Annotated in this window: 24 protein-coding genes and 1 riboswitch; of the genes, 10 read left to right on the top strand and 14 right to left on the bottom strand. The window is 72.4% G+C overall.

Features of this window, described 5'->3' with window-relative positions; all coding sequences use genetic code 11:
* The first annotated feature begins 84 nt into the window (after positions 1-84).
* Positions 85-1488, top strand: coding sequence for a hypothetical protein (locus L1785_RS16930; RefSeq protein ID WP_236090464.1), 1404 nt, complete (start codon positions 85-87; stop codon positions 1486-1488).
* Here L1785_RS16930 and L1785_RS16925 read toward each other — a convergent pair.
* From L1785_RS16925 to L1785_RS16905, 5 genes are all read right to left on the bottom strand, one after another.
* Positions 1464-2090, bottom strand: a complete 627-nt coding sequence (locus L1785_RS16925; protein WP_236090463.1) for a hypothetical protein — start codon at positions 2088-2090, stop codon at positions 1464-1466. The genes L1785_RS16930 and L1785_RS16925 overlap by 25 nt on opposite strands.
* Positions 2091-2095: 5 nt before the next feature.
* Positions 2096-2722: a DUF4352 domain-containing protein gene (locus tag L1785_RS16920; RefSeq protein WP_236090462.1), complete on the bottom strand. Its 627-nt coding sequence runs from the start codon at positions 2720-2722 to the stop codon at positions 2096-2098.
* Positions 2719-3417 carry a hypothetical protein gene (locus L1785_RS16915; protein WP_236090461.1) on the bottom strand — a complete coding sequence of 233 codons (699 nt, stop codon included), beginning with the start codon at positions 3415-3417 and terminating at the stop codon, positions 2719-2721. The genes L1785_RS16920 and L1785_RS16915 overlap by 4 nt, the downstream gene beginning before the upstream one ends.
* A gap of 79 nt (positions 3418-3496) precedes the next feature.
* Complete coding sequence (locus tag L1785_RS16910) at positions 3497-4039, bottom strand: Clp protease N-terminal domain-containing protein (protein ID WP_236090460.1); 543 nt, start codon at positions 4037-4039, stop codon at positions 3497-3499.
* Positions 4039-4248 carry an RNA polymerase subunit sigma-70 gene (locus L1785_RS16905; RefSeq protein WP_236090459.1) on the bottom strand — a complete coding sequence of 70 codons (210 nt, stop codon included), beginning with the start codon at positions 4246-4248 and terminating at the stop codon, positions 4039-4041. Before L1785_RS16905 ends, L1785_RS16910 begins: the two co-directional genes overlap by 1 nt.
* Positions 4249-4488: 240 nt before the next feature.
* Here L1785_RS16905 and sucC point away from each other — a divergent pair, with 240 nt between their 5' ends.
* The 4 genes from sucC (at position 4489) to purN (ending at position 8871) form a co-directional block, all read left to right on the top strand.
* Positions 4489-5655 (top strand): ADP-forming succinate--CoA ligase subunit beta, encoded by a 1167-nt coding sequence (gene sucC, locus L1785_RS16900; protein ID WP_236090458.1) that lies wholly within the window; start codon positions 4489-4491, stop codon positions 5653-5655.
* Between the two features lie 25 nt (positions 5656-5680).
* Entirely contained in the window at positions 5681-6658 is a 978-nt protein-coding gene (gene sucD / locus L1785_RS16895) for a succinate--CoA ligase subunit alpha (protein WP_236090457.1), read from the top strand.
* A gap of 172 nt (positions 6659-6830) precedes the next feature.
* Positions 6831-8219, top strand: a complete 1389-nt coding sequence (locus tag L1785_RS16890) for a cell division protein PerM (protein WP_236090456.1) — start codon at positions 6831-6833, stop codon at positions 8217-8219.
* Positions 8220-8229: 10 nt separating this feature from the next.
* Positions 8230-8871: a phosphoribosylglycinamide formyltransferase gene (gene purN, locus L1785_RS16885; RefSeq protein WP_236090455.1), complete on the top strand. Its 642-nt coding sequence runs from the start codon at positions 8230-8232 to the stop codon at positions 8869-8871.
* On the opposite strand, the gene L1785_RS16880 is transcribed toward purN, so the two are convergent.
* Entirely contained in the window at positions 8858-9019 is a 162-nt protein-coding gene (locus L1785_RS16880) for a hypothetical protein (RefSeq protein WP_236090454.1), read from the bottom strand. The two genes, purN and L1785_RS16880, sit on opposite strands and share 14 nt — an antisense overlap.
* Between L1785_RS16880 and L1785_RS16875 the strand changes: the two genes are divergently transcribed.
* Positions 9018-9251 carry a hypothetical protein gene (locus L1785_RS16875; RefSeq protein ID WP_236090453.1) on the top strand — a complete coding sequence of 78 codons (234 nt, stop codon included), beginning with the start codon at positions 9018-9020 and terminating at the stop codon, positions 9249-9251. The two genes, L1785_RS16880 and L1785_RS16875, sit on opposite strands and share 2 nt — an antisense overlap.
* A gap of 51 nt (positions 9252-9302) precedes the next feature.
* On the opposite strand, the gene L1785_RS16870 is transcribed toward L1785_RS16875, so the two are convergent.
* Both L1785_RS16870 and L1785_RS16865 read right to left on the bottom strand, forming a co-directional pair.
* Positions 9303-10952 (bottom strand): FAD-dependent oxidoreductase, encoded by a 1650-nt coding sequence (locus L1785_RS16870; RefSeq protein WP_236090452.1) that lies wholly within the window; start codon positions 10950-10952, stop codon positions 9303-9305.
* Between the two features lie 112 nt (positions 10953-11064).
* The gene (locus tag L1785_RS16865) at positions 11065-12081 is read right to left on the bottom strand and encodes an SDR family NAD(P)-dependent oxidoreductase (protein WP_236090451.1); all 1017 of its coding nucleotides are present in this window, start codon (positions 12079-12081) and stop codon (positions 11065-11067) included.
* A 113-nt stretch (positions 12082-12194) separates the two neighbouring features.
* Here L1785_RS16865 and L1785_RS16860 point away from each other — a divergent pair, with 113 nt between their 5' ends.
* Positions 12195-12764, top strand: coding sequence for a TetR family transcriptional regulator (locus L1785_RS16860; RefSeq protein WP_236090450.1), 570 nt, complete (start codon positions 12195-12197; stop codon positions 12762-12764).
* Positions 12765-12780: 16 nt separating this feature from the next.
* Here L1785_RS16860 and L1785_RS16855 read toward each other — a convergent pair whose 3' ends face one another.
* Positions 12781-13809, bottom strand: a complete 1029-nt coding sequence (locus L1785_RS16855; protein WP_236090449.1) for a septum formation family protein — start codon at positions 13807-13809, stop codon at positions 12781-12783.
* A 124-nt stretch (positions 13810-13933) separates the two neighbouring features.
* A riboswitch (ZMP/ZTP riboswitch) is annotated at positions 13934-14020 on the top strand.
* Positions 14021-14059: 39 nt separating this feature from the next.
* Between L1785_RS16855 and purH the strand changes: the two genes are divergently transcribed.
* The gene (purH, locus tag L1785_RS16850) at positions 14060-15712 is read left to right on the top strand and encodes a bifunctional phosphoribosylaminoimidazolecarboxamide formyltransferase/IMP cyclohydrolase (RefSeq protein ID WP_236090448.1); all 1653 of its coding nucleotides are present in this window, start codon (positions 14060-14062) and stop codon (positions 15710-15712) included.
* A gap of 52 nt (positions 15713-15764) precedes the next feature.
* Entirely contained in the window at positions 15765-16103 is a 339-nt protein-coding gene (locus tag L1785_RS16845) for a TfoX/Sxy family protein (protein WP_236090447.1), read from the top strand.
* A 9-nt stretch (positions 16104-16112) separates the two neighbouring features.
* On the opposite strand, the gene L1785_RS16840 is transcribed toward L1785_RS16845, so the two are convergent.
* Positions 16113-17504 carry an NAD(P)/FAD-dependent oxidoreductase gene (locus L1785_RS16840; protein ID WP_236090446.1) on the bottom strand — a complete coding sequence of 464 codons (1392 nt, stop codon included), beginning with the start codon at positions 17502-17504 and terminating at the stop codon, positions 16113-16115.
* Between the two features lie 114 nt (positions 17505-17618).
* Between L1785_RS16840 and L1785_RS23275 the strand changes: the two genes are divergently transcribed.
* Positions 17619-18074 (top strand): DUF3017 domain-containing protein, encoded by a 456-nt coding sequence (locus tag L1785_RS23275; protein WP_236090445.1) that lies wholly within the window; start codon positions 17619-17621, stop codon positions 18072-18074.
* Positions 18075-18142: 68 nt separating this feature from the next.
* Here the strand turns inward: L1785_RS23275 and L1785_RS16830 are convergent, their stop codons facing one another.
* The 4 genes from L1785_RS16830 to L1785_RS16815 all read right to left on the bottom strand — a co-directional run bounded on the left by L1785_RS16830 (position 18143) and on the right by L1785_RS16815 (position 22999).
* Positions 18143-19549: an RICIN domain-containing protein gene (locus L1785_RS16830; protein ID WP_236090444.1), complete on the bottom strand. Its 1407-nt coding sequence runs from the start codon at positions 19547-19549 to the stop codon at positions 18143-18145.
* A gap of 130 nt (positions 19550-19679) precedes the next feature.
* On the bottom strand, positions 19680-20645 hold the full coding sequence (locus L1785_RS16825) for a septum formation family protein (protein ID WP_236090443.1): 966 nt from the start codon (positions 20643-20645) through the stop codon (positions 19680-19682).
* A 70-nt stretch (positions 20646-20715) separates the two neighbouring features.
* The gene (locus tag L1785_RS16820; RefSeq protein ID WP_236090442.1) at positions 20716-21663 is read right to left on the bottom strand and encodes a CD225/dispanin family protein; all 948 of its coding nucleotides are present in this window, start codon (positions 21661-21663) and stop codon (positions 20716-20718) included.
* A 433-nt stretch (positions 21664-22096) separates the two neighbouring features.
* A complete protein-coding gene (locus L1785_RS16815; protein ID WP_236090441.1) occupies positions 22097-22999 on the bottom strand; it encodes a CD225/dispanin family protein in 903 nt (300 codons plus the stop codon).
* Between the last annotated feature and the right edge of the window lie 53 nt (positions 23000-23052).

Below are 23052 nucleotides of genomic sequence, written 5' to 3'. Positions count from 1 at the left end.
CGTCGGCCTCGCGCCGGGCAACAGTCGCCGAAGTAGTCGACCGGCAGCGCAGGGGTGGGTGTCCGTTACGGCATCATGTGCGGCATGCGTGACTCTCTGTCCGTCCTCGCCCGAGCCGGCCGGCTGTTCGCCGCACACTGGCCCGCGCTCCTCACGCTCGGCCTGCTCGGCGTCGCGGTACGCAACGGGGCCCTCTGGGGTGCCGTTGAGCTGAGCCAGTGGAACTCGAACGTGGCACAGATCCTGCTGATCATCGTCCCGCTGGGGTATCTCGTGCCGATGGTCGCGATGCTGCTGATCTGTTCGCGCTCCCTGCCGAACCTGGCGCGGGCGCGCGCGGCCCAGGCGCCGGTACTTCCCTCGGAGCGCCGCGAGCGGCGGCTGATCGACGTCGCGCTGTCGGTCCTCGTGCCGTTCCTGGTGATCTACGAGGTCGAGGGAAACCTCCAGGCGGACCGCGACCGTTTCATCAACGAAGTTTCTGCCGACGAGCTCTTCAACGACCTGTTCGCCCCGGAGGGACAGTTCGATCCGGGTGGCCGCATCGGCGTCCTGGACGTGCCGACGCTCATCGCGATCGTGGCGGCGGCGTTCGTGCTGCGGTGGCTCCTCGGGCTTCTTGAGAGCAAGGTCCGGTTCCTCGGGCTCGCCGTCCTGGGCGGGTGCATGGAGATCTACTGGACCGGTCAGGCCGCAGCCCAGCTCGAGCGCCTGGAGATCAAGCTGCAGCCGTTCCTCGAGGAACGCCAGATCGTCGCCACGGCAACAGCGGCTATCGGCACCGTCGAGCAGCGAGCAGGTGTCAACGGTGAGGCGGCTGTCGACGCGGTGAGCGGGGCGATCGGCACCGCGATCGAGTCCGTCGACATCGTCCTCGTCGCCCCGCTTGCCTGGCTCGCGATCGGCGCCGTCGTGCTGGGGCACAAGTTGATGGAGCCGCCGTCGACGGAGCACGGGATCCTCGACCGCCTGACGTGGATCCCGCAGGGTGTGCGGTCGGTCCTCGAGTCCCTCACGGAGGACCTTCGGGCCCGGTTCAGCGCGCTGTGGCAGGGGATGCGGCTCATTGGGCGCGGAGGCCTCGCCCCGATCGTCCTGTTCGTCCTGGCCTACCTGCTTGCGATGCGAGCGACCGCAGGGGTCGGCTGGCTGGTGCGGACCGTCGTCGGCCCGGTCGAGACGAACACCTGGGTCGCGTTCTCCGTGATGGAGGCCGGCGCCGGGCTCGTGATCGCGCTGGCGCTCGCGGCGGTGCTGATCGCGGCGTCGGTGGATGCGCTGGTCGAGCGTGGCCTGGCCGTGCCCGACGACGGGGACGACGTCGCCAGGCCTGACGGCCCGGCCGACCAGGGCCCCGCCCACGAGGTGCAGGACGAGATCGACGACGCCACGCGCGTCCGGTATCCCCGGCCGCCGGTCCCGTCGCCCGCCCCGGTGGCTCAGCCCGCGGGCCTGCTGCCGGGTTACGGCAGGTCGAGCGTTACGTAGCCTGGCCCCCCGAACCCGACCCGCACCTCGCTGATCAAGGCCTCCTCGTCGACGAGGATCGGGGAGGTGACGCTCCACTCGGGCTCGGTGCTGAGGAACCCGTCGGCGTCGGGCGGCGAGCAGCGGTTCCCGTTGCCCATGATGTCGGGGCTCTTCTCGCCGTAGCGGGTGCCGTCGTCGGCGACCAGGACGATCTGGCAGAGGGAGAGATCCGTCCGGGGCTCGGCAGCGAGGCGGAGGCTCACGAGATAGACCGCCGACCCGTCGGGGACCGGGACCGGGTCGCCGTAGGCAGGCTCCGGCAGCTCCTCGGCGCGTTGCACGGACGTGACCGCAACCTCGATCTCGCGCACCACCCACGTGTTCGCCCGCTCGGGTACGTCCAGGCCCAGGTCGTAGTACTCCTCGGAGAGCTGGGCGGTCTCGCCCGCCCCGACGTGCTGGACCTCGTGGTGCAGGCCGTTCGGCCACCAGAAGGCCCAGATGCGGAACGACGACGCAGCGGCGGCGACCACCAGCGCCACCGGCAACAGTGCCACCCACACCGCATTGCGCCGCCACCAGCCCACGGCGGGCGGTGCCTGGACCGGGGGCTCGGGCATGGTCGTCATCCTTCGCCTCCCGCGTCGGTAGCCGGCGCAGACGCGAACCCCGGCATCTCGATCGAGATCTTCTCGGTCGCGTCCCACAGCTCGTTCACGTCGTGCTGCCCGATGCCGAGGTCGACCACCGCCACAGCGTCGCGCCGCTGGCCCGCGTCGTCCTCGCCGTGCGTGCCCCGGGCGAGCCGCAGCGTGGCCCCCGCCAGCGCGTCGCGGGGCACGTCGAAGCAGTAGGTGGCGCGCCAGGCGTAGCCCGGCTGGGAGTTCGTCCCCTTCGCGCACCCGCCTCGGCTCGTGGCCCAGAAGCTGCGCCCCTCGGCGTCGATCACCTCGGCGCCCGCGAAAACGATGTACCCGTCGGTGGCCCGCCACGTCGCGTCGACGACGAGGAACGTCCCGCCGGCGACGGCTTGCTCGAACGACGACTCGAGGGTGTCGGCGGTGCGCACCTCGGTGACGGTGAGCTCTGCGTAGCTGAGGTCGAGGGTCTCACCCACCGGGCCTTCGACCACGAACGGCCGCTCCAGGATCGTGCCGTGCGGCACGACGTTCACCAGGGTGCACGCGGCGGCGAACGCCCCGACGAGGAACGCAGTGCCGCGCCAGGTGAGGCGTCGTCGGGTGTGCCTCAACGGTCCGCCCCCTTCTCCACGGTGACCGGTCCTCGGTACAGGACCTCGCCGTATGCAAACCACCGCTGGTCGTCCATGCCGAACGTGGTGTCCTCCTCGATCCAGGTCAGCTCGGCGAGGTCGAGGGTGACCTCGTCCTGCGCCTGGTCCAGCTGCTGCTCCCAGACGAGCGCGACGCGGTAGCTGATCCCCGGGTTGATGCTGTCCAGGTTCGTTCCGTCCTCTGCCGAGAGGATCGTCGGGTCGGGCAGCCGCGGCTCCTCGGTGGTCTCCTCGCTCCCGGCGCTCTCCCCGAACGGCGAGCTGCGCGGCGCGATCCCCTCCCCCGTGGGCGCTGGGAAGATCTTGGCGAGTAGGACGCCGTACTCGGGCCTGTCGCTGACGTTGGTCACGTCGACCACCACGGCGAGCAGGCGGTTGCCCTCCTGCGGTGTGAGGAAGCCGATGTCGTCCGTCACGACGGCTCTGACGACCGTGAGCTCGAACGGCCCCACCTCGATCTCCTGCCCGGCGACGAGCGGTTCCGGTTCGGTGACCACCTCGTCCCAGGCGCCGAACGGGGTGAGGGCGAAGACCCCCACGATCGCGCCCGCGACGACGCGCTGCGTCGTGGACATGCCGTCGGCGACGGCGTCGGCCACGCTGTGGAGGAGGCGCACCACCAGGTCGGCGTCGGCGGAACGCGCATGCTTCATGGCGCCCGATCGTAGCGACCCGCGAGGTATGCACGGTTTGCCCGCCAGGGCCAGGCCACGCCCGTCGTACCCACAACGGCTACGCGGCCGGGTTCTCCACGAGGTGACGGATGCGCGCGAGGTCCGCTCCGGCGTCGGACAGGGCGCGCGCTGCGGGGTTCCGTGCGTCCCGCAGCATGCCGAGCAGGAGGTGCCCGCCGTCGATCGTCGACGACTTGAGCCGGAGGGTCTCGCGCAGCGCGAGCTCGAGCGCCTTCTTGGCGTCGGTGGTGAACGGGATGTGGCCGGGGGAGCGGCGGTGCCGGGCTGCGCCGGCGCGGTCGAGCGCGCCGGCGCCGAAGACGGCGTCGGTGCGCTCGCGGACGGCGCCGAGGTCGATGCCGAGCGCGGCGAGCGCGTCGGCGTCGAGGGCGTCACCGGCGCGGATCTCGCGGCGCAGCCGCCGGACGACGTCGGTCGGGTCGAGGCCGGATCCCGCGACGGCCGTCGCGGCCGGGCCGGGCGTCTCGATCAGGGCGACGAGGACGTGCCGCGAGTCGATCACGCCGGAGTGCTCGTCCCGGGCGACCTCCTGGGCCTTCACGACGGCGGCGCGCGCCTCCTTGCTGAACTTCTCGAACATCAGATCCTCCTGCCGTGCTTCTTGTGGACCGCCTGCTTGGTGACGCCGAGCGCGTCGGCGACCTCCTGCCACGACCAGCCGAGGGCCCGGGCGCGCTCCACCTGGAGCGTCTCGAGCCGGTCGGCCAGCTCGCGCAGGGACCGCACGGCGCGCAGGCCTTCCGTGGGGTCGTCCCCCGCGGCGGATGCGACGAGCGTGTTCTGCGTCATGCGTCAACTATGGTTGACGACTCCGAGATGTGTCAACCCCGGTTGACGATCGGGCGGGCACGAGGCCGCCGAGGAGTGTGACGTGCGGACGTGACGTGGGCCGCACCCAGCCTGCTTATGCGCCGTAGCGCGTGCGGGCTACCCTGTACCGGGATGTCTTGACGTCGAGACATCGCTCATGCCGGGCCTCTGCCGATCCAGAAGATCCAGGGGCGCATCCCGATGGAAGGACGCAGCAGGGTGGACCTGTTCGAATACCAGGCGCGCGACATCTTCGAGAAGCACGGCGTGCCCGTGCTGGGCGGTGTCGTCGCGACGACGCCCGAGGAAGCTCGCGAGGGCGCCGAGAAGCTGGGCGGCGGGACCGTCGTCGTGAAGGCCCAGGTCAAGACCGGTGGGCGCGGCAAGGCCGGCGGCGTGAAGCTGGCTCACTCGCCGGAGGAGACCGCCGAGAAGGCGGAGCAGATCCTCGGCATGGACATCAAGGGCCACACCGTCCACCGGGTCATGATCGCGCAGGGCGCCAAGATCGCCGAGGAGTACTACTTCTCGGTGCTGCTGGACCGCTCGAACCGCAACTACCTCGCGATGTGCTCCGTCGAGGGTGGCATGGAGATCGAGCAGCTGGCGGTCGAGCGTCCCGAGGCGCTGGCGCGCATCGCGGTGGACCCGGCCGTCGGCATCGACGCGGCCAAGGCCGACGAGATCGTCACCGCGGCCGGCTTCGCGGACGACGTGAAGGCCTCCGTCGCCGAGGTGATCCAGCAGCTCTGGACCGTCTTCAAGCAGGAGGACGCGACGCTGGTCGAGGTGAACCCGCTGGTCAAGACCGAGGACGGCTCGATCGTCGCGCTCGACGGCAAGGTCACTCTCGACGAGAACGCCTCCTTCCGTCACCCCGACCACGAGGCGCTCGAGGACAAGGCCGCGGCGGACCCGCTCGAGGCCAAGGCCAAGGAGAACGACCTCAACTACGTCAAGCTCGACGGCGAGGTCGGCATCATCGGCAACGGCGCGGGCCTGGTCATGTCGACGCTCGACGTCGTGGCGTACGCGGGCGAGGCCCACGGCGGCGTGAAGCCGGCGAACTTCCTGGACATCGGCGGCGGCGCCAACGCGGCGGTCATGGCCGCGGGCCTGGACGTCATCCTGGGCGACGAGCAGGTGAAGGCCGTCTTCGTGAACGTCTTCGGCGGCATCACGGCGTGCGACGAGGTCGCGAACGGCATCGTCGGTGCCCTCGACCTGCTGGGTGACCACGCCACGAAGCCGCTGGTCGTGCGCCTCGACGGCAACAACGTCGAGCTGGGCCGCCAGATCCTCACCGAGCGCAACCACCCGCTCGTGACCCTTGCCGACACCATGGACGGCGGCGCCGACAAGGCTGCCGAGCTGGCCAACGCCTGATCGCCGAAAGCAGAGACAGAAGAACATGTCGATCTACCTGAACAAGGACTCGCGGATCATCGTCCAGGGCATCACCGGCGGGATGGGTGCCAAGCACACCGCCCTGATGCTCGACTCGGGCGCGCAGATCGTCGGCGGCGTCAACGCCCGCAAGGCGGGCACCACCGTCACGCACAAGGACCACGAGGGCAACGACGTCACCCTCCCGGTCTTCGGCACGGTCAAGGAGGCCATGGCCGAGACCGGCGCCGACGTGTCGGTCGTCTTCGTGCCGCCGGCCTTCACCAAGGACGCCTGCTTCGAGGCCATCGACGCGGGCATCGGCCTGCTGGTGGTCATCACCGAGGGCGTGCCGGTGCAGGACACGGCCGAGGTGTGGGCGTACGTGCAGGGCAAGGAGACCCGGATGATCGGGCCGAACTGCCCCGGCATCATCACCCCGGGCGAGTCGCTGGCCGGCATCACGCCGCACACCATCACGGGCAAGGGCCCGATCGGTCTCGTGTCGAAGTCGGGCACGCTGACCTACCAGATGATGTACGAGCTGAAGGACCTCGGCTTCTCCACCGCCATCGGCATCGGTGGCGACCCGATCGTCGGCACCACGCACATCGACGCCCTCGAGGCCTTCGAGAACGACCCGGAGACCAAGGCGATCGTGATGATCGGCGAGATCGGCGGCGACGCCGAAGAGCGTGCCGCCGCATACATCAAGGAGCACGTGACGAAGCCGGTCGTCGGCTACGTCGCCGGCTTCACCGCCCCCGAGGGCAAGACGATGGGCCACGCGGGCGCGATCGTGTCGGGCTCGTCCGGCACCGCGGCCGCCAAGAAGGAGGCCCTGGAGGCCGTGGGCGTCAAGGTCGGCAAGACGCCGTCCGAGACGGCCGCCCTCATGCGGGAGATCCTCGCCTCGCTCTGCCGCCTTCGGCCGCCCGACGCCGGAGCCCACCTCCTGACGGAAGGTGAGCCCCGGCGTCGGACGGCGTCGTCTCCGCTGTGAGCGGAGAAGGTGCCGGGTCAGACCGGCCGGACCCGGCACTTGCTCCGCCCGCAGCGGGGGTGGGGGTTTCGTGCTGACTGCGGCACTGATGTGCTTTTCCGCACAGATGTCGTCCCGGGACGCGCCGGGTCGCGTGCCCCGGTCGACGGCGCTCCCGGGCGACGATGGCCGCGTGAGCACGACCACCCGGCCGCGGGGCCCCGCACCGCGCACCACCGACCCCGCGCCCCGTCGGGGCCTCCTGGCACGCAAGCCGCTCGTCCTGACCGACGTGGCGACCGGCGTCGTGACCGCGGTCCAGGCCCTCGTGCTGTCCCTCGCCGTCGTGGTCCTCCTCGCGGTGACGGCCTACCTCGCGGCGACCGGCGCCTCGACCACCGGCGACGAGCCGCAGTGGGGCCGTCCCGTGGCCGTGGCGACGGGACTCTGGCTCCTCGGGCACGGCGTCCCGCTGACCGCGTCCGGCGTCTCGATCACGTTCGTGCCCCTCGGGATCGGCGCGCTCGCGCTGTTCGCCTGCTACGCGTCGGCGAAGCGGTCCGCGCGAGCCACCTGGGTGTCGTGGACCGCCGCGACCGTCACCTACACGCTCGGGACCATGGCCGCAGCCCTCCTCGCGGGCACCGTGCACGGGTGGGCCGTCCTGCTCGCGCCCCTCGTCGGCGCCCTGCTCGGCGGGACGGGGTTCGGCGCGGGCGTGCTCGTCCGGCCGGAGGCGCCGCGGATGTCGGAGGTCGGCGAGCGGGCGGAGCGGCTCGCGCCCGCCCTCGTGCCGGCCGTGCTGCGCCTCGGCGCGCGCGGTGGCCTGGTGGCGACCGCGCTGCTCGTGGGCGCCGCGGGGATTCTCGTCGCAGCGTGGGCGGTGGCCGGCCGGGCGACGTCGTCCGACATCGTCACGGCGCTCGCGCCCGGCTGGGCCGGGGGGGTCGTGCTCGCGATCGCGCAGCTCGCCGTCCTGCCCGACCTCGTCCTGTGGGCCGTCGGCTGGCTCGCCGGGCCGGGCTTCGCCGTCGGCACCGGGACGCGCTTCAGCGTGTTCGGGGTCGAGTCCGGGCCGCTGCCCGCGCTCCCGCTGCTCGGCGCCCTGCCCGGGCCGGACTGGGCGAACCCCGTGACCGCCTGGGCGCCGGTGGTGGTCGTGGCGTGCGGCGTGGTCGCCGGCCTGTTCGTGTGGCGCCGCCTCGACCCCGACCTGGTGCGCTGGTCCGACGTCGCCTGGAGCATCTGCGGCGTCGCCGGGGCGGCCGGGGTGGTGGTCGGAGTGCTGCAGTGGATCGCCGGGGGGTCGGCCGGGCCGGGACGCCTCGCCGACGTCGGGGCGGACCCGCTGCTCACCGGGGCGCTCGTCGCCGCCGAGGTGGGCGGGGGAGCGGGAGCGGTCATCATCGGGTCACGGCTAGACCTGGCCGCGCGGCGCCGCGACCTCGCGGGCTGGCTGGCGGACCGCCGGGACCGCCGCGCGGTGGCCGAGGTCGAACCGGCTGAGGCAGAACCGGCCGCCACCCTCCCGGAGCCGGACGCCACTCCGGCGCCCCCGCAGGACGGCCCCCCGTCCACGTAGGCTGGGCGCCGTGCAGACGCCGTCCGGTCACCCCGTCGAGTCCACCTCCGCCAAGCGCCTCGTCGTGCTCGCCTCGGGGGGTGGCTCGAACCTCGCCGCGCTGCTCGCCGCGCACGACGACGCGGCGTACGGCGCGCGCGTCGTGGGCGTCGTGACCGACAACCCCGCCGCGGGCGCCCTCGATCTGGCGCATGACGCGGGGGTCGCGTCCGTCGTCGTCTCGCCGAAGGACTTCCACGACCGCTCCGCGTGGAACGACGGGATCTCCGAGGCCGTCGCCGTCTTCCTGCCGGACTACGTGGTGCTCGCGGGCTTCATGCGGATCCTCGCGCCGTCGTTCGTCCGGCGCTACGAGGGTCGGCTGGTCAACACGCACCCGGCGCTGCTGCCGTCGTTCCCGGGAGCGCACGGCGTGCGCGACGCGCTCGCCCACGGCGTGAAGGTCACCGGCTGCACGGTGCACCTGGTCGACGAGGGTGTCGACACCGGCCCGATCATCGCCCAGTCCGCCGTCCCCGTGCTCGACGGCGACGACGAGGGCATGCTGCACGAGCGCATCAAGATCGCCGAGCGGGCACTCCTCGTCGAGACCGTCGGGCGCATCGCCCGCGAGGGCCTCTACGTGGCGGGCCGCCAGGTCACGATCGGCTGACGCCCGCGTCCACGGGCGCCGACTGCGAGGGTCCCAGCGCGTAGACCATCCGGTCGATCAGGCGGTCGGGCGCCTTCGGGTGCTCCTTGGCGTCGGCGACGCCGGCGTCGGCCGACCGCTCCATGACCGCGACGATCTCCTCGGACATGGGCGTCGGGATCCTGGCGGGCTCGGTCCTGGCGGGGCCGACGACGCCGCTGGTGGGCAGCTTCCTGCTGCAGGGCCTGGGCATCGGGAGCGCGATGTGGGTGTTCGCCGCGGGATGGGTCGTGCTGTTCGCGGCGATGTTCCTGGTGCGATCGCTGTGGCGGATCGGCCTGCCCGACACCTGGGACGGCGACGCGATCGAGTGGCCGCCCCCAGCCGCGTTTGACCGGTAGTTCGTCGCGTGATCGGCAGCCCGGGCTGCCGATCACTCGACAAGCTGCCGATCACACGAGCACGGACCCCCGGGCCGCGGCGTGCTTCGCCGCCAGGAAGCCGAACACGACCGCCGGGCCGATCGTCGAACCGGGGCCGGGGTACGTGCGCCCCATGACGGTAGCGGTGGTGTTCCCCGCCGCGTACAGCCCGTCGATGACCGACAGGTCCTCGCGCACGACCCGCCCGTGCTCGTCGGTGAGGAGCCCGCCCTTGGTGCCGAGGTCGCCGGGGACGATCCTGACCGCCGTGAACGGACCCTTCTCGATGGGGCCGAGGTTGGGGTTGGGCTTCACGCCGGGGTCGGAGTAGTACCGGTCGTAGGCGGAGTCGCCGCGGCCGAAGTCCTCGTCCTTCCCGGTCCGGGTGAACCCGTTGAACCGCTGGACAGTGGCCCGCAGCCCGTCGGGGTCGACGCCGGTCCGGGTGGCCAGCTCGGCGAGCGTCGGCGCCTCGACGATCGTGCCGTTCTCCCGCATCGTCTTCCCGCCGACGAGGCCGATGGTGAACAGGTACCGGCGTCGGGCGCGGGCGTCCAGGATCAGCCAGGCGGGGATGGTGGGCGTGACCTTGTCGTGCTCGAGGATCGCGTGGCCGAAGTCGATGTAGCTCGTGGACTCGTTGACGAACCGGTCGCCCGCCTGGTCCACCACGATCGAGTAGGGCATGGATCGCTCGTTCAGGACGAACGAGTTGTGCCCGTCGCCCAGCTCGACGCCGGCGCCCCACCAGGCGTCGTCCATGAGCGCGAGAGCGCCGCCCGCCGCGGCGCCCGCCTCGATCGCGGTGCCCTGGTCGCCGTCGGCCGCAGCGCTCCAGCCGGGGATGCCGTGGTACTTCTCGCGCCACTCGGTCCGGCGCGCGAACCCTCCTGCGCCCAGCACGACGCCGCCGCGGGCCCGCACGCGGCGCGGACCCTCCGGCCCACCGACGACCACGCCCACGACCGTGCCGTCCTCCACCACGAGCTCGGCCACGGGCGACCACAGCCAGATCGGCGTGCCCTGCTCCCGCACGATCATCATCAGGGAGCAGGCGAGCGACGTGCCCATGCCCACGTACTTCTTGCCGCTGACCAGACCCCACAGGGTCCGGAACACGAGCTGCGCGCCGCGCACGAAGCCGTCGGGGGAGGACCAGGCGCGTCCGAGCAGGTAGAAGTCGTCGTTCTTCACGGGCAACGGCAGGCCGTCCTTGACCCGGAACTGCTTCATCCAGTCGCCGAGGCGGCGCGTGTCGAACGGCTCGGGCTCGATGCTGCGGCCCGTCTTGCCGCCCGGCCGCTCGGGGTAGTAGTCGGGATACTTCGACGCGACCGCCCAGCGGATCCCGAGCCGCTCCAGCGTGGTCACGACCTCGGGCACGGCGGCGACATACGCGCGCCGCCGCTCCGGCGAGCTCGCCGGGCCGACGTCGGCGATCACCTCGTCCATGTAGGTCAGGGCCTCGGCCGCCGAGTCGGCGAGGCCCTTGCGGGCCATCACCGGGTTGGCCGGCATCCACAGTCCGCCACCGGAGCGCATGGTGGTGCCGCCCCAGCGTTCGTCCGCCTCCACGACCAGCACCTTCGCACCGGCGCCGGCGGCGGCGATCGCCGCGCTCAGGCCGGCGGCGCCGGTGCCGGCGACCAGGACGTCGACCTCCTCGTCCCATGTCGTCATCGGGTCCTCCTCGACTCGCGCAACCGGACAATGTTGTCCGCTCGGGCGAGCGTAGCGGCGAGCCGAGTCTCGGGGAAGTGCCGCGTCGGCTGCCACCCAGCAGCCGGGATGGTCACACCGCCGACCAGCCGGCGTCCGACGCGACGATCGTGCCGGTGATGTTCACCGAGTCCTTCGACAGGAGGAAGGTGATCGAGGCGGCGAGCTCCTCGGCCGTGGCGAGGCCGGGGATGTTGCCGCGGTAGGCGGCCAGGCGCGGGCCGCCGAACTCGGCGTTGCCCGGGATGTGGATGCCGGTGAGGACGCCGCCGGGAGCGACGGCGTTCACGCGCACGCCCGTGCCGGCGTACATGACGGCCGACGACCTCGTGAGGCCGACGACCGCGTGCTTCGAGGCCGTGTAGGCGGCCCCTGCCGCGGAGCCGCGCAGGCCCGCCTCGGACGCGACGTTGACGATGCGGCCCTCCCGGGCCTCCAGCATGCCGGGCACGACGGCGCGGGTCAGGCGCATGGCGCCCTCGACGTTGACACGCATCACCCGCTCCCACAGGGCGTCGCTGACCTCGTGGACCGCCGAGTTGTCGTCGGCGATTCCCGCGACGTTGGCCAGAGCGTGGATCTGGCCGCCGGCCGCGCGGACGATCTCGGCGACGGAGTCCTCGGACGTGATGTCACCGGCGACGGTGACGACGTCGGCGCCCGGGAGGGATGCCGCGAGGTCGGCCAGCTTGTCCGCGGTGAGGTCGACGGCGACGACCCGGCCGCCCTCGCGCGCGACGCGGGAGGCGACGGCGCGGCCGATGCCCGACGCGGCGCCGGTGACGATGACGGTCTGGCCGGCGAAGCGGCCCGGCGTGACGTCCTCCGCCCAGCGGACGGGGGCGGTGGCGGTCTCGGCGGTCTCGTCGTCGGCGGGCGCCGCGGCCTGGTACGCGGCGACGAGCGCGTCGACCAGCTCGGCCGGGAACTTGCCCTGCGAGAGGGCGACGAGCTGCTGCAGCGGCACGCTGCGAGCAGGGGTGAGGCTGTCTGCGGAGGTGCCGGCCCGCTCGAGGATGCTCCGGAAGACGGGGCCGCCGACGGGGTGGTCGAGCCACTCCCCGACGGTCGAGGCGGCGGACAGTGCCATGAGGTGCTCCTTGGTTCTGTGCGGGGTGCGGTCCCGGCCGCGCCGGGTTGGGCCGGGTTTGGCCGGACAGCCTCGACCGACCGGACATCTGTGTCCGGTTGTAGGGTACGCCAATGGGCCCAACGACGACACGCCCGGGCCGCAACCTCGGCCCCCGGGCGGCAGCCGGCAACCGTGCTGCGCTCCTCGCCGCCGCTCGCGAGATCTTCGCCCAGGACGGGATCCGCGCGCCGCTCAGCGCCGTGTCCCGGCGCGCCGGCGTCGGTCAGGGCAGCCTCTACCGGCACTTCCCCGACCGGATCGACCTCGTCGTCGCCGTGTTCGAGGAGCAGGTGGAGGCCGTCGAGGCCGTCGCCGCGGACCGGGGCGCCCGCCTTGCGGACCTGCTGGGGATCGTCACCCGGAACGCCATCGATTCCACCGCGTTCGTCGACCTCGTCCGCTCCTCCACCGCGCCGGACGCCCGCCTCCGGGCCTTCGGCACGCGGGTCGCCGCGGCTCTCGCCACGCACCTGCCGGCGGCGCTCGCGGCGGGCGAGGTGCGCCAGGAGCTCTCGGAGCGTGACCTGCTGCTCGCGGTGTCGATGGTGGCCACCGCCGTGACGCACGTGGCCGAGGACGAGCGCGTCGCGGTCGCGTCGCGAGCCTGGGAGCTCCTGGGCATCGAGGTCCGCCTGCCGTAGGCGCCGGCGGCCGGGTTCAGACCTGGCTGCCGTCCACGATGCTGCCTTGCAGCAGGGTCTCGCTCGACTCCACATAGCACGCGACGACGTCGAAGCTCGACCTTCCCCACTGGTCCCGGCCCGGCGAGATCGAGCCCACCACGAGGGTGCCGTCACCCGCTCCCAGCCCGAGGCGTTCGTACTCGGCGCGGCAGGCCTCGTCCCCGAGGAGCTCCTTGCGCGCGTCGCCCGGGAACTCCTCGGACGGCAGAGGCACCTGCGCGAACGCCTCGCTCAGGTGGAACCGCTCGCACGGGCGGACCGGCACGAGCACAGCCGAGGCGCCCGACGGCTCCTGCTCGTCGGAGTCGAAGCAGTCGCCCGGCCGCAGCGCAGCGTACGACGTCATCTCGTCCAGGATGCCGGGGTAGTAGAGCGGTCCTTCGATGAACTCGTAGTCCGTCTCGGCGACGCACGTGATGACGCGGTCGGCGTCGAACGTCCAGGACTCCTCGAGCGGCCAGTACCACCACGCGGAGACCTCCATGTCCCCGCCGTAGTAGGCCTCCAGCGCGTCGAGCTCCTCGGTGCAGTAGTCCTCCGCGAGCAGATCGAGAGCGCGGTCGCCGGGGAACTCGCCCTCCGGCAGGGTCACGTCGGCGTACACGTCGCTCGTGTGCGGGTTCGCGCAGGCGACGATGTCGATGGTGTAGCTCTCGGCGTCGAAGTCCATGCCCCGCGAGTCGAAGCAGTCCTCGACCCGGAGCTCCACGGGGTAGACGGTCCGCAGGACGGGAACGTCCTCGTCGTCCTCGTCGTCCTCCGAGACGACGTCGTCCGCGAGTGGTAGCAGACCCTCCGCCACGACGTGCTGCGCGAGGGTCCACGCACTCCAGACGACACCGCCGACGATGACCGTCGTCAGGATGATCGCGCCGGCGATGAGCGCCCACAGGTATCCGCCCCGGCGCTCCGGCACCGGCACGGACACAGGTACCGGCACCGGCACCGGGATCGGCGAGCTTCCGGAGGGTGGGGCGAACGGGGCGAGCTCGGGGTCTGACATGGGTGGTCCTCGGTTCGGTGCGTGCGCACCGCGTGCCAGGGTGCGGACGATTTCTACCAGATCATGGGGAGACCAGGACCACACGCCGCGGCCGGGCGGGCCGCCGTCGGGCGCCGATAGACTGGCGCGGGGCCGCGACTGGCGAGGGTGGTGAACCACCGGGGAGCGACCCGAAGGACCTGCTGGTGCGTCGTCCGCCTGGGCGCCCGGGTGACACGACCGACCCGTGCCCATCTCCAGGAGGAACCCCGTGTCCGGAGCACCGTCCGCCACCTCGACCGACCCAGTCGTCCAGCTTTCTGATGACTCTCAGCGTCCCGTGCGCCGCGCTCTGCTGAGCGTCTACGACAAGACCGGCCTCGTCGAGCTCGCCACGGCACTGCACGCCGCGGGCGTCGAGCTCGTGTCGACGGGCTCCACCGCGTCGACGGTCGCGGACGCGGGCATCCCGGTGACCCGCGTCGAGGACCTGACCGGCTTCCCCGAGTGCCTCGACGGCCGCGTGAAGACGCTGCACCCGCGCGTGCACGCCGGCATCCTCGCGGACTCGCGCAAGGCCGACCACCTCGCACAGCTCGAGGACCTCGACATCCGCCCGTTCGAGCTCGTCGTCGTGAACCTGTACCCGTTCGCGCAGACGGTGGCGAGCGGTGCAGGCGCGGACGCAGTCGTCGAGCAGATCGACATCGGTGGTCCCTCGATGGTGCGTGCGGCCGCGAAGAACCACCCGAGCGTGGCGGTCGTCGTCGACCCGGGCGCCTATTCCGCGGTGGCCGACGCCGTCCGCGCCGGCGGCTTCACGTACGCGCAGCGCAAGGCGCTCGCCGTCCAGGCGTTCGTGCACACCGCCACGTACGACGTCGCCGTCGCCTCGTGGATGAGCAGCGTCGTGTCGCCCACGGACGAGGTGGTGGTCGACGGCGAGGCGCGCCACTCCGGCTTCCCCGCCTGGATCGGCGGCACGTGGGACCGCGCGGACGTGCTGCGCTACGGCGAGAACCCGCACCAGAAGGCAGCGTTGTACACGCGGGGCGACGGTGTGACGGGCCTGGCCCAGGCGACCCAGCTCCACGGCAAGGCCATGAGCTACAACAACTACGTGGACGCCGACGCAGCGTGGCGCGCGGCGTGGGACCACCAGGACCCGGCGGTCGCGATCATCAAGCACGCGAACCCGTGCGGCATCGCCGTCGGCGCCGACGTGGCCGAGGCGCACGCCCGGGCGCACGCGACCGATCCGGTCTCGGCGTACGGCGGGGTGATCGCGGCCAACCGCCCGATCACGAAGGCCGCGGCCGAGCAGATCGCGCCGGTGTTCACCGAGGTGGTCGTCGCGCCGGGCTTCGACGACGACGCACTCGAGGTGCTGCAGGCGAAGAAGAACCTGCGCCTCCTCGTCGTGCCGACGGCGCCGCAGTCCCGGGTGGAGACCCGTCCGGTGTCGGGCGGCCTGCTCGTCCAGGAGGTCGACCGCTTCCACGCCGACGGCGACGACCCCGCCTCGTGGACTCTCGCCTCGGGGCAGGCCGCGTCGCCCGAGGTCCTCGCCGACCTCGTCTTCGCCTGGCGCGCCGTGCGAGCGGCCAAGTCGAACGCGATCCTCCTCGCGAAGGACGGCGCTGCGGTGGGCGTCGGGATGGGCCAGGTGAACCGGGTCGACTCCTGCCGTCTCGCGGTCGAGCGCGCCAACACGCTCGCCGAGGGTGTGGAGCGTGCCCGGGGCGCGGCCGCGGCGTCGGACGCGTTCTTCCCGTTCGCGGACGGCCTGCAGGTCCTGCTCGACGCCGGCGTCACCGCCGTCGTCCAGCCCGGCGGCTCGATCCGCGACGAGGAGGTGATCGCGGCCGCCGAGGCAGCCGGCGTCACCATGTACCTGACGGGCACGCGCCACTTCGCCCACTGACCTCCCGCGAAGTCCGGTCGCCGGCCGTGCCGCACGGGGCGACGATGTCCGGATGAAGATGCCGCAGGCCACGGAGGCCGACAAGGAGGCGTTCCGCGACCTCGTCGCGGACCTGCCGGGCGCCGAGGTGAAGCCGATGTTCGGCCAGCTCGGCGCGTTCGTGAACGGGAACATGTTCGCCGGGCTCTTCGGCAGCTCGGTGGGTCTCAAGCTGGACGCCGACGCCGCGGAGGAGCTCGCCGCGCTGGGTGGCGGACCGTTCGGCCCGGAGGAGCGGCCCATGAGCGGGTACCTGTCGATCCCGGACGGGCTGGCCGACGACGAGCGGGCCCGCTGGGCCGCCCGGGCGCTGGAGCACGTCGTGACGTTCCCGCCCAAACGGAAGAAGTAGGGCGGGGCCTTACAGGGCCGCGTCCTTGAGGCGGGAGCCCGGTTCGAGGGCGACGTCCAGGTCGATCTCGAGCGGTGCGGCGCGGTTCATGAGGCGCCGCACCGCGCCGACCTCGCGCGGCGAGTCGACGACCAGGGCCGCCCGGACGGTCGCCACGCGGTGACCGTCCGCGGTGGTGCGGTGGTGCCTGTCGAGCGCGCTCTCGAGGTAGAGCGCTGCCCAGGGCCTGCCGCCCGACGCCGGCCGCTCACCCGGGCGCACCTCCTCATCGCCCCGGACCACCACCTCGTCGAAGGGCGACGGCACGCCGAACAGCGCCAGGTCGTGCCCGAGCTGCTGCGAGAACACGTACGGCGCGTGCACGGGGACCGGCTCCAGGCCGAGACGGGCCCGCACGTGCTCCGGATCGGCGGCACGCTCGTCGATCCCGAGCAGCGCGCGCACCGTCACGTCCGGGTCGTGCAGGGCGGCGGACCAGTGCCCGCCGGGAACCGGCCCGAACACCGGGTGCTCTCGCGTCGCCACATCGCCGACCGCCCACACGCGTCGCAGCGCGTCGAGGTGCAGCCTGCCCGCCGGGTCGGTGGGGGAGGCCAGGCCCATGAGACGGCCGGCGCGGTTCACGCGAAGCCCGCCGCGGGAGTCCAGCGGCAGCGTGCCGCGCAGCCAGCCCGACGCCGGATGCGCGCCCACGGCGGCGAGCACGAGGTCGGCGGGAAGGTGCCGACCGTCCGCGAGCGAGACGCCGTCGGGCCGCACGTCGCTCACGGCGACGCCCGTGACCAGGGTGACCCCGGCGTCGGCGTACCACGGCGCGAGGCGGGCGCCGACGAAGGCGCCGAGCTGTCGCTCCAGCGGCGTCGGCGCGGCCTCGACGACCGTGACGCGGACGCCTGCACCCGCGGCGACACCGGCCACCTCGGCGCCGATCCAGCCCGCGCCCACGATGACCAGGCGCATGCCGGGGACGAGCGCGGCCCGCAGGACGTCGGCGTCGGCGGCCGTGTGGAGCACGGCCGCCGTCTCCCAGCCGACCGGCCGGACCGGCTGCGCGCCGCACGCGAGGATCACGGCGTCGGCCGCCACGTCGCTGCCCGACAGGGTGCGGACCGTCACGCCGGTGCGGTCCACCTCGAGGCCGGTGGCCGGGTCGTCGAGGCGGACGTCGTCCGCCACGGCGAGGTCGATCCCGAGATCGTCGGAGAGCCACACCGGCTCGGTGCGCTTGAGCAGCTCCTTCGACAGCGGGGGGCGGTCGTAGGGCGGCAGGCCCTCGGCGCCCAGGAGCGTCAGGCGGCCGGTGAAGCCGTGCCGTCGCAGCGCCGCGACGCTCTGCGCGCCGGCGAGGCCGGCACCCACGACGACCACGCCGGACGGCTCGGGGAGCGGCTGCGACGGCATGGTCCTCACGGTAGCCGCCGTCCGGCGCGGCCGGAAATGTGACGCCCGACAGGCCTGGGTTTCGAGGAGGTCACCGTTCACGGGCTCGTGACGTTTCGGCGGTACAGTCGGATCGTGGATCTCCGCGCGACGCGCACCGACGACCGGACAGAGCCCGCCACAGGCGGGACCGCCACCCTGCTCGCGCCCGACCGGCCCCACGTGGGCGAGGCTCGTGCCGGGGAACCCGGCGGGCAGCGCGACCAGCGGGACGAGGAGGGCTGGGCGTCGCAGGACGACGCCGGTGCCGCGCAGTCCAGCACGCCGGCTCCGGCGCCACGCAGCAACCTCGCGATCTGGCTGGTCCTCGCCGGAGTCGTGGCGTCCGTCCTTCTCGGGGTCCTCGTCGGCTCCCGGGCGGGAGTGCTCGGCGTCAGCGCGACGCTCGCCGCGTGCGGCGTGGCGCGGGCCGTGGTCTCCGGGCCGGGACCCGTGGGCATCGTGATCCGCGGCCGCGTGCTCGACGTGGTGATGTTCGCCAGCCTCGCGACGGCGATCTTCGTGCTGGGCGTGAGTGCCCCCGGCGTCTGACCCTGCCTCTCGTCACCGGGCTGTCGGACGCCCCCCGAGGAGCGTCCGACAGCCTGTGAGTCAGCCGGTCAGCTCCGCGTCCACTGCTGGTTCTGGCCGCCGTTGCACGTGTAGGTGATGATCGCCGCCGAGTTCGCGGTGGAGGCGCCGTTCACGTCGAGGCACTCGCCGGTGGCACGCGCCCTGACGTTCACGTAGGAGCCGGAGGTCGTCACGGACCACTGCTGGTTCGTGGCCGACCCGCAGGCCTCCTGCGTCACGTTGGTGGCATTCTCCCGCAGGCACAGCCCGCTCTCCAGGCCGACGAGCTGGTAGTACCCGCTGCCGACGTCCTTGAACCACCACTTCTGGTTGCCGCCGCCGTTGCACGTGTACTGCGTGATGGCGACGCCCGCGGCCGCGGAGTGGCTCGGCACGTCGGCGCACTTGCCGCTGTGCCGCGCGGTGAGCGACTGGAACGGCCCGCCCTGGCCGGTGATCGTGCCGGCCGCCGTATCGATGACGAGCTCGGGGTAGTAGGAGAAGCTCATCGACGTGCTCGACGGGAAGGTGATCGGCGCCCAGACGTACCTCGACCCGTTCACGTTGGAGCCGATGGAGTTGCCCCACCGGTCGCCCATGTAGAGGTAGCTGGTGCCCGACGTGCCCTGCACCGGCAGCACGAACGTGGTCTGCGAGCCGTACGCCGTCGAGTCGCCGACGTTCTGCATGGCCGACCACGGGCCGGAGATGCTCGTGGCCGTCGCGTACTTCTGCTGGTTGGGGTTCCAGCCCGTGGCGCCGGACGTGAGCATGAAGTAGACGTTCCCGCGCTTGAAGAGGGCCGGCGCCTCCCGGTGACCGCCCGCCCACGGGTTCGCCGCGAGCGACTCGATCCCCGTGTACGAGGCGTTCAGCCGGTAGATGTGCAGGTCGTAGTTCTCGTTCGCGGCGGAGTACATGTACCCCGTGCCGTCGGTGTCGACGAAGACGCCGATGTCGCGCGACATGTGCTGGCCGAGCGGCCGGAAGCTGCCCTGGTACGTGTAGTTCCCGTCGACCGTGCTGGACACGGCGACGGCGGCGCGGGCCTCGCTGTAGTCGCTGCCGTTCTCCTTGTGCATCCACATGACGAACTGGCCGGTGGACGCGTTGTACATCACCTTGGGGCGCTCGATGTTGGCGGTCCCCAGCTCTGCCGCGCTCGACTCGGTGAGCACGTGGTTGCGGAACTCCCAGTTCTTCAGGTCCGTCGAGCGGTAGCAGTCGACGTAACGGAACGTGTTGTCCTCGTTGCGGTGCTCGCCGAACCAGTAGTAGTAGCTGCCGACCTTGATCACTCCGCCGCCGTGCGCGTGGACGGGGTTGCCGGAGGTATCGGTGAACTGGGTGCCGTTGGGGATCGTCTGCGGGGCGGCCTGGGCGCTGCTCGTGGCGACGAGCGGCGACAGGACGGCACAGCACAGGGCCAGGACGAACGCGTACGCGCGCCTCATGGGACCACACTCCTTAGTGCAGATCTCGCCTGCGCGCGCCGGTGCGCGCAGACCGCCCATAAAGGGCATGCCGAGGCTATGGCAACGTTAACATCGGGTCAATGGCCAGCTTTGGACGGGGACGGTGACCTCAGCGCCCCGCGGCTTCCAGCGTGCCCGTGACGTCCACGGGGGACTCGACGACGCACGCGATGCGGCGGTCGCCCTCCGCCCAGCTCTGCTCCGACGGCCCGATCGGCCAGTACAGCAGCTCGGAGTCGCCGTACGGGACCCCGACGAACGTCTTGAACTGCTCCAGGCAGAACGCGTTCGCCGCGTCGAGGAGCGCGCCGCCGTCGGCGAGCGCGCCGCCCTCGCCCGCCTCGTCGCCCAGCTCGGTCTCCGCGAACACCTCGCCGCCGTGCGGCTCGGCGCACGGTACGACCGGCACCGTGTACAGGACGGTCTGACCGAGCAGCCCCGTCGTGTCGAAGCAGTCGCCGACCGCCAGGTCACGGATCTCGGTCCCGTCGGCCTCCGGCCCGCCGGGCAGGGTCGCGTCAGGGTCGCCCGCGCCGCCGTCGTCGCCGCGATCGGCGTCCAAGCCGCCGGCTACCTCGTCGTCCTGCCCGACGGCGTCGCGGTCGTCCTGGTCGGTCGTCTCGTCCGGGTCGGCGAGCACCGGGGCCTCCGTGCCGCCCACGCGCACGCCGGTCACGGCTTCGACCAGCGGCGGGACGTACGCCTCCGCGCGGTGGACCATGCCGGGCGTGACGTAGGTCGGCGCGAGCGCGACCGCCAGGACCACCGCGAGCAGCCCGAAGGCACCGGTGCACACGGCCCCCAGCGACCAGTCCAGGGTGCGCTGCGAAGACCGGCGAGCATCCTTGTGGTGGCCCGAGCCGTTGGCCTGAGCCGTGCGCACCGACGCCCGCAAGGCCGGGATCGCCAGCGGCCAGAAGAGCAGGAAGGCGGCGACCACCCACCCCGTACGCACGGGCGACGGGGACCCGGCTTCTGTCCCCTCCGCCTGCACGGTCCCCTCCGCGTGCGTGGCCACTTCCTCCGTGCCGGCGGTGTCGTCGGGGTCCGGGGACGTGCGCTCGGTGGGGGCCATGGGCCGCGATCGTAGCGGGTCCGGGTGAGAGGCCGGTGAACCTCGCCCCCCGGACCCGCCCGACCGGCGGTCAGTAGTTGGCGCCCTGCAGGGTGCCGGTGATGGTGTCGCCCGAGTACGAGCCGACGATGCACCCGACGGTGGTGACGTCACCAGAGATCGCGCCCGGGGCGACCCAGTAGTCGAGCTCCGAGTCGTAGTAGTCCATCCCCACGAACGTGTTGAACTCGGCGTAGCAGCGCTCGTCGATGGCGGTGTCCATCGCGTCCTCGCTCTCGTACTCCGCGCTGCTCACAGGGAAGGATGCGTAGACCTCGCCGCTGTGCGGCTCGTCGCAGGGAACACGGCCGACGGTCTCGGGAACCTCGAACCAGAGGCTGACGCCCGTGAGGCAGTCGCCGAGAGCGAGCTCCTCGAGGCTCACCGGGTCCCCGGTCACGACCGGCTCCTCCTCGGTGAAGGTGTCATCGGCGGTGTCTTCGGTCGCATAGGGGTCCGAGAACGCGTCCTCCAAGTCACCGACCTGGGAGTACAGGGCCGCGAAGACCACGACCCACAGGAAGACGGAGAGCACGGACGCCGCCGCGAAGACGATGATCGCGATGATGCCGCGCTTCTTCGCCGTCGTGGCCTCGGCCGCCGCCGTCCGCAGGTCGCCCGCGCCGATCGCGCGCGACGCTCGCAAGGAGGGGAAGAGCGCGGCGATGCCCAGCGGCCAGAAGAGCAGGAAGGCCGCGATGACCCAGCCGCGGCCGTCGGTGGGGCTGGCGGGTGTGGCCTGGTACGGTCCGGCGCCGTACGGCGCGGTCCCGTACGGCGTGGTCCCGTACGGCGGGCCCGCGGGCGGCACAGGTTCGCCGCCGGCCGGGTACGTGCTCGGCGTCTCGGGCGCGGACCCGGTGGTGTAGGGCAGCGGGGTGGTCGGCTGCTCGTAGTCGACCTTCTCGGTGGGCTGCTCCGGGGTCTCGCGAGGTCCTCGCGGCTCCTGGGGCGAAGGGGGTGCGAACGGGTCGGTCATGGCACCTGCCTGGTTCTGTCGGCGGAAAACGCTGCGATCTGCGGATCCGCTCAGGTCATGTGCCGGGCGTCACACGCAATGGCTCATGTATAGCAGCGACTACCGACACTCCTCCTGCGGACGGCGACGGCCCCATCCGGACCGTGGTCCGTGCGGGGCCGTCGACCGGCGGGAGCGAGGTGGCTCAGGCCTTCTTCTTGCCCTCGGTGTCCGCCGTCGGCTCGTCCGGGTCGGCGAGCACCGGGTCCTCCGCGCCCCCCACGCGCACGCCGGTCACGGCTTCGATCAGCGGAGGGAGGTACCCTCGGCGCGGTGGACCATGCCGGGCGTGACGTAGGTCGGCGCGAGCGCGACGGCCAGGATCATGGGCCGCGATCGTAGCGGGTCCGGGTGAGAGGCACGTGACCTCGCCCCGGACCCGCCCGACCGGCGGTCAGTAGTTGGCGCCCTGCAGGGTGCCGTTGATGGTGTCGCCCCGGGTCGTGCTGACGATGCACCCGACGGTGGTGACGTCACCCGAGGTCGCGCCCGGGGCGACCCAGTAGTCGAGCTCCGAGTCGTAGAAGTCCAGCCCCACGAACGTGCTGAACTCGTCGTAGCAGCGCTCGTTGATGGCGATCTCCATCGCGACTTCGTTCTCGAAATCCGTGCTGCTCACGGGGAAGGACGCGTAGACCTCGCCGGTGTGCGACTCGTCACAGGGAACGCGCACGGTCTCAGGGTCCATCAAGCTGTGGACGGTGGTGAGGCAGTCGCCGAGGGCGAGCTCCTCGAGGCTCACCGGGTCCCCGGTCAGGACCGGCTCCTCCTCGGTGAAGTCATCGACGGCCTCTTCGGACGCGAAGGGGTCCGAGCCGGAGAACGCGTCGTCCAGGTCGCCGACCTGGGAGTACAGGGCGGCGAAGACCACGATCCACAGGAGGATCGAGAGCACGGACGCCGCCGCGAAGACGATGATCGCGATGATGCCGCGCTTCTTCGCCGTCGTGGCCTCGGCCGCCGCCGTCCGCAGGTCGCCCGCGCCGATCGCTCGGGAAGCCCGCAAGGAGGGGAAGAGCGCGGCGATGCCCAGCGGCCAGAAGAGCAGGAAGGCCGCGATGACCCAGCCGCGCGCGTCGGTGGGGCCGGCGGGCGTGGCCTGGTACTGGGCGGCCGCGTAGGCGCCGGCCGGTGGAGGCGCCGCCGGGTACGTGCTCGGCGTCTCGGGCGCGGACCCGGTGGTGTAGGGCAGCGGGGTGGTCGGCTGCTCGTAGTCGACCTTCTCGGTGGGCTGCTCCGGGGTCTCGCGAGGTCCTCGCGGCTCCTGGGGCGAAGGGGGTGCGAACGGGTCGGTCATGGCACCTGCCTGGTTCTGTCGGCGGAAAACGCTGCGATCTGCGGATCCGCTCA

It is taken from the genome of Antribacter soli (assembly GCF_021568775.1).
Classification (GTDB): Bacteria; Actinomycetota; Actinomycetes; order Actinomycetales; family Cellulomonadaceae; genus Antribacter; species Antribacter soli.
The sequence above is the reverse complement of the archived record's forward strand: the minus strand, read 5'-3'. Positions and strand labels throughout refer to the sequence as shown.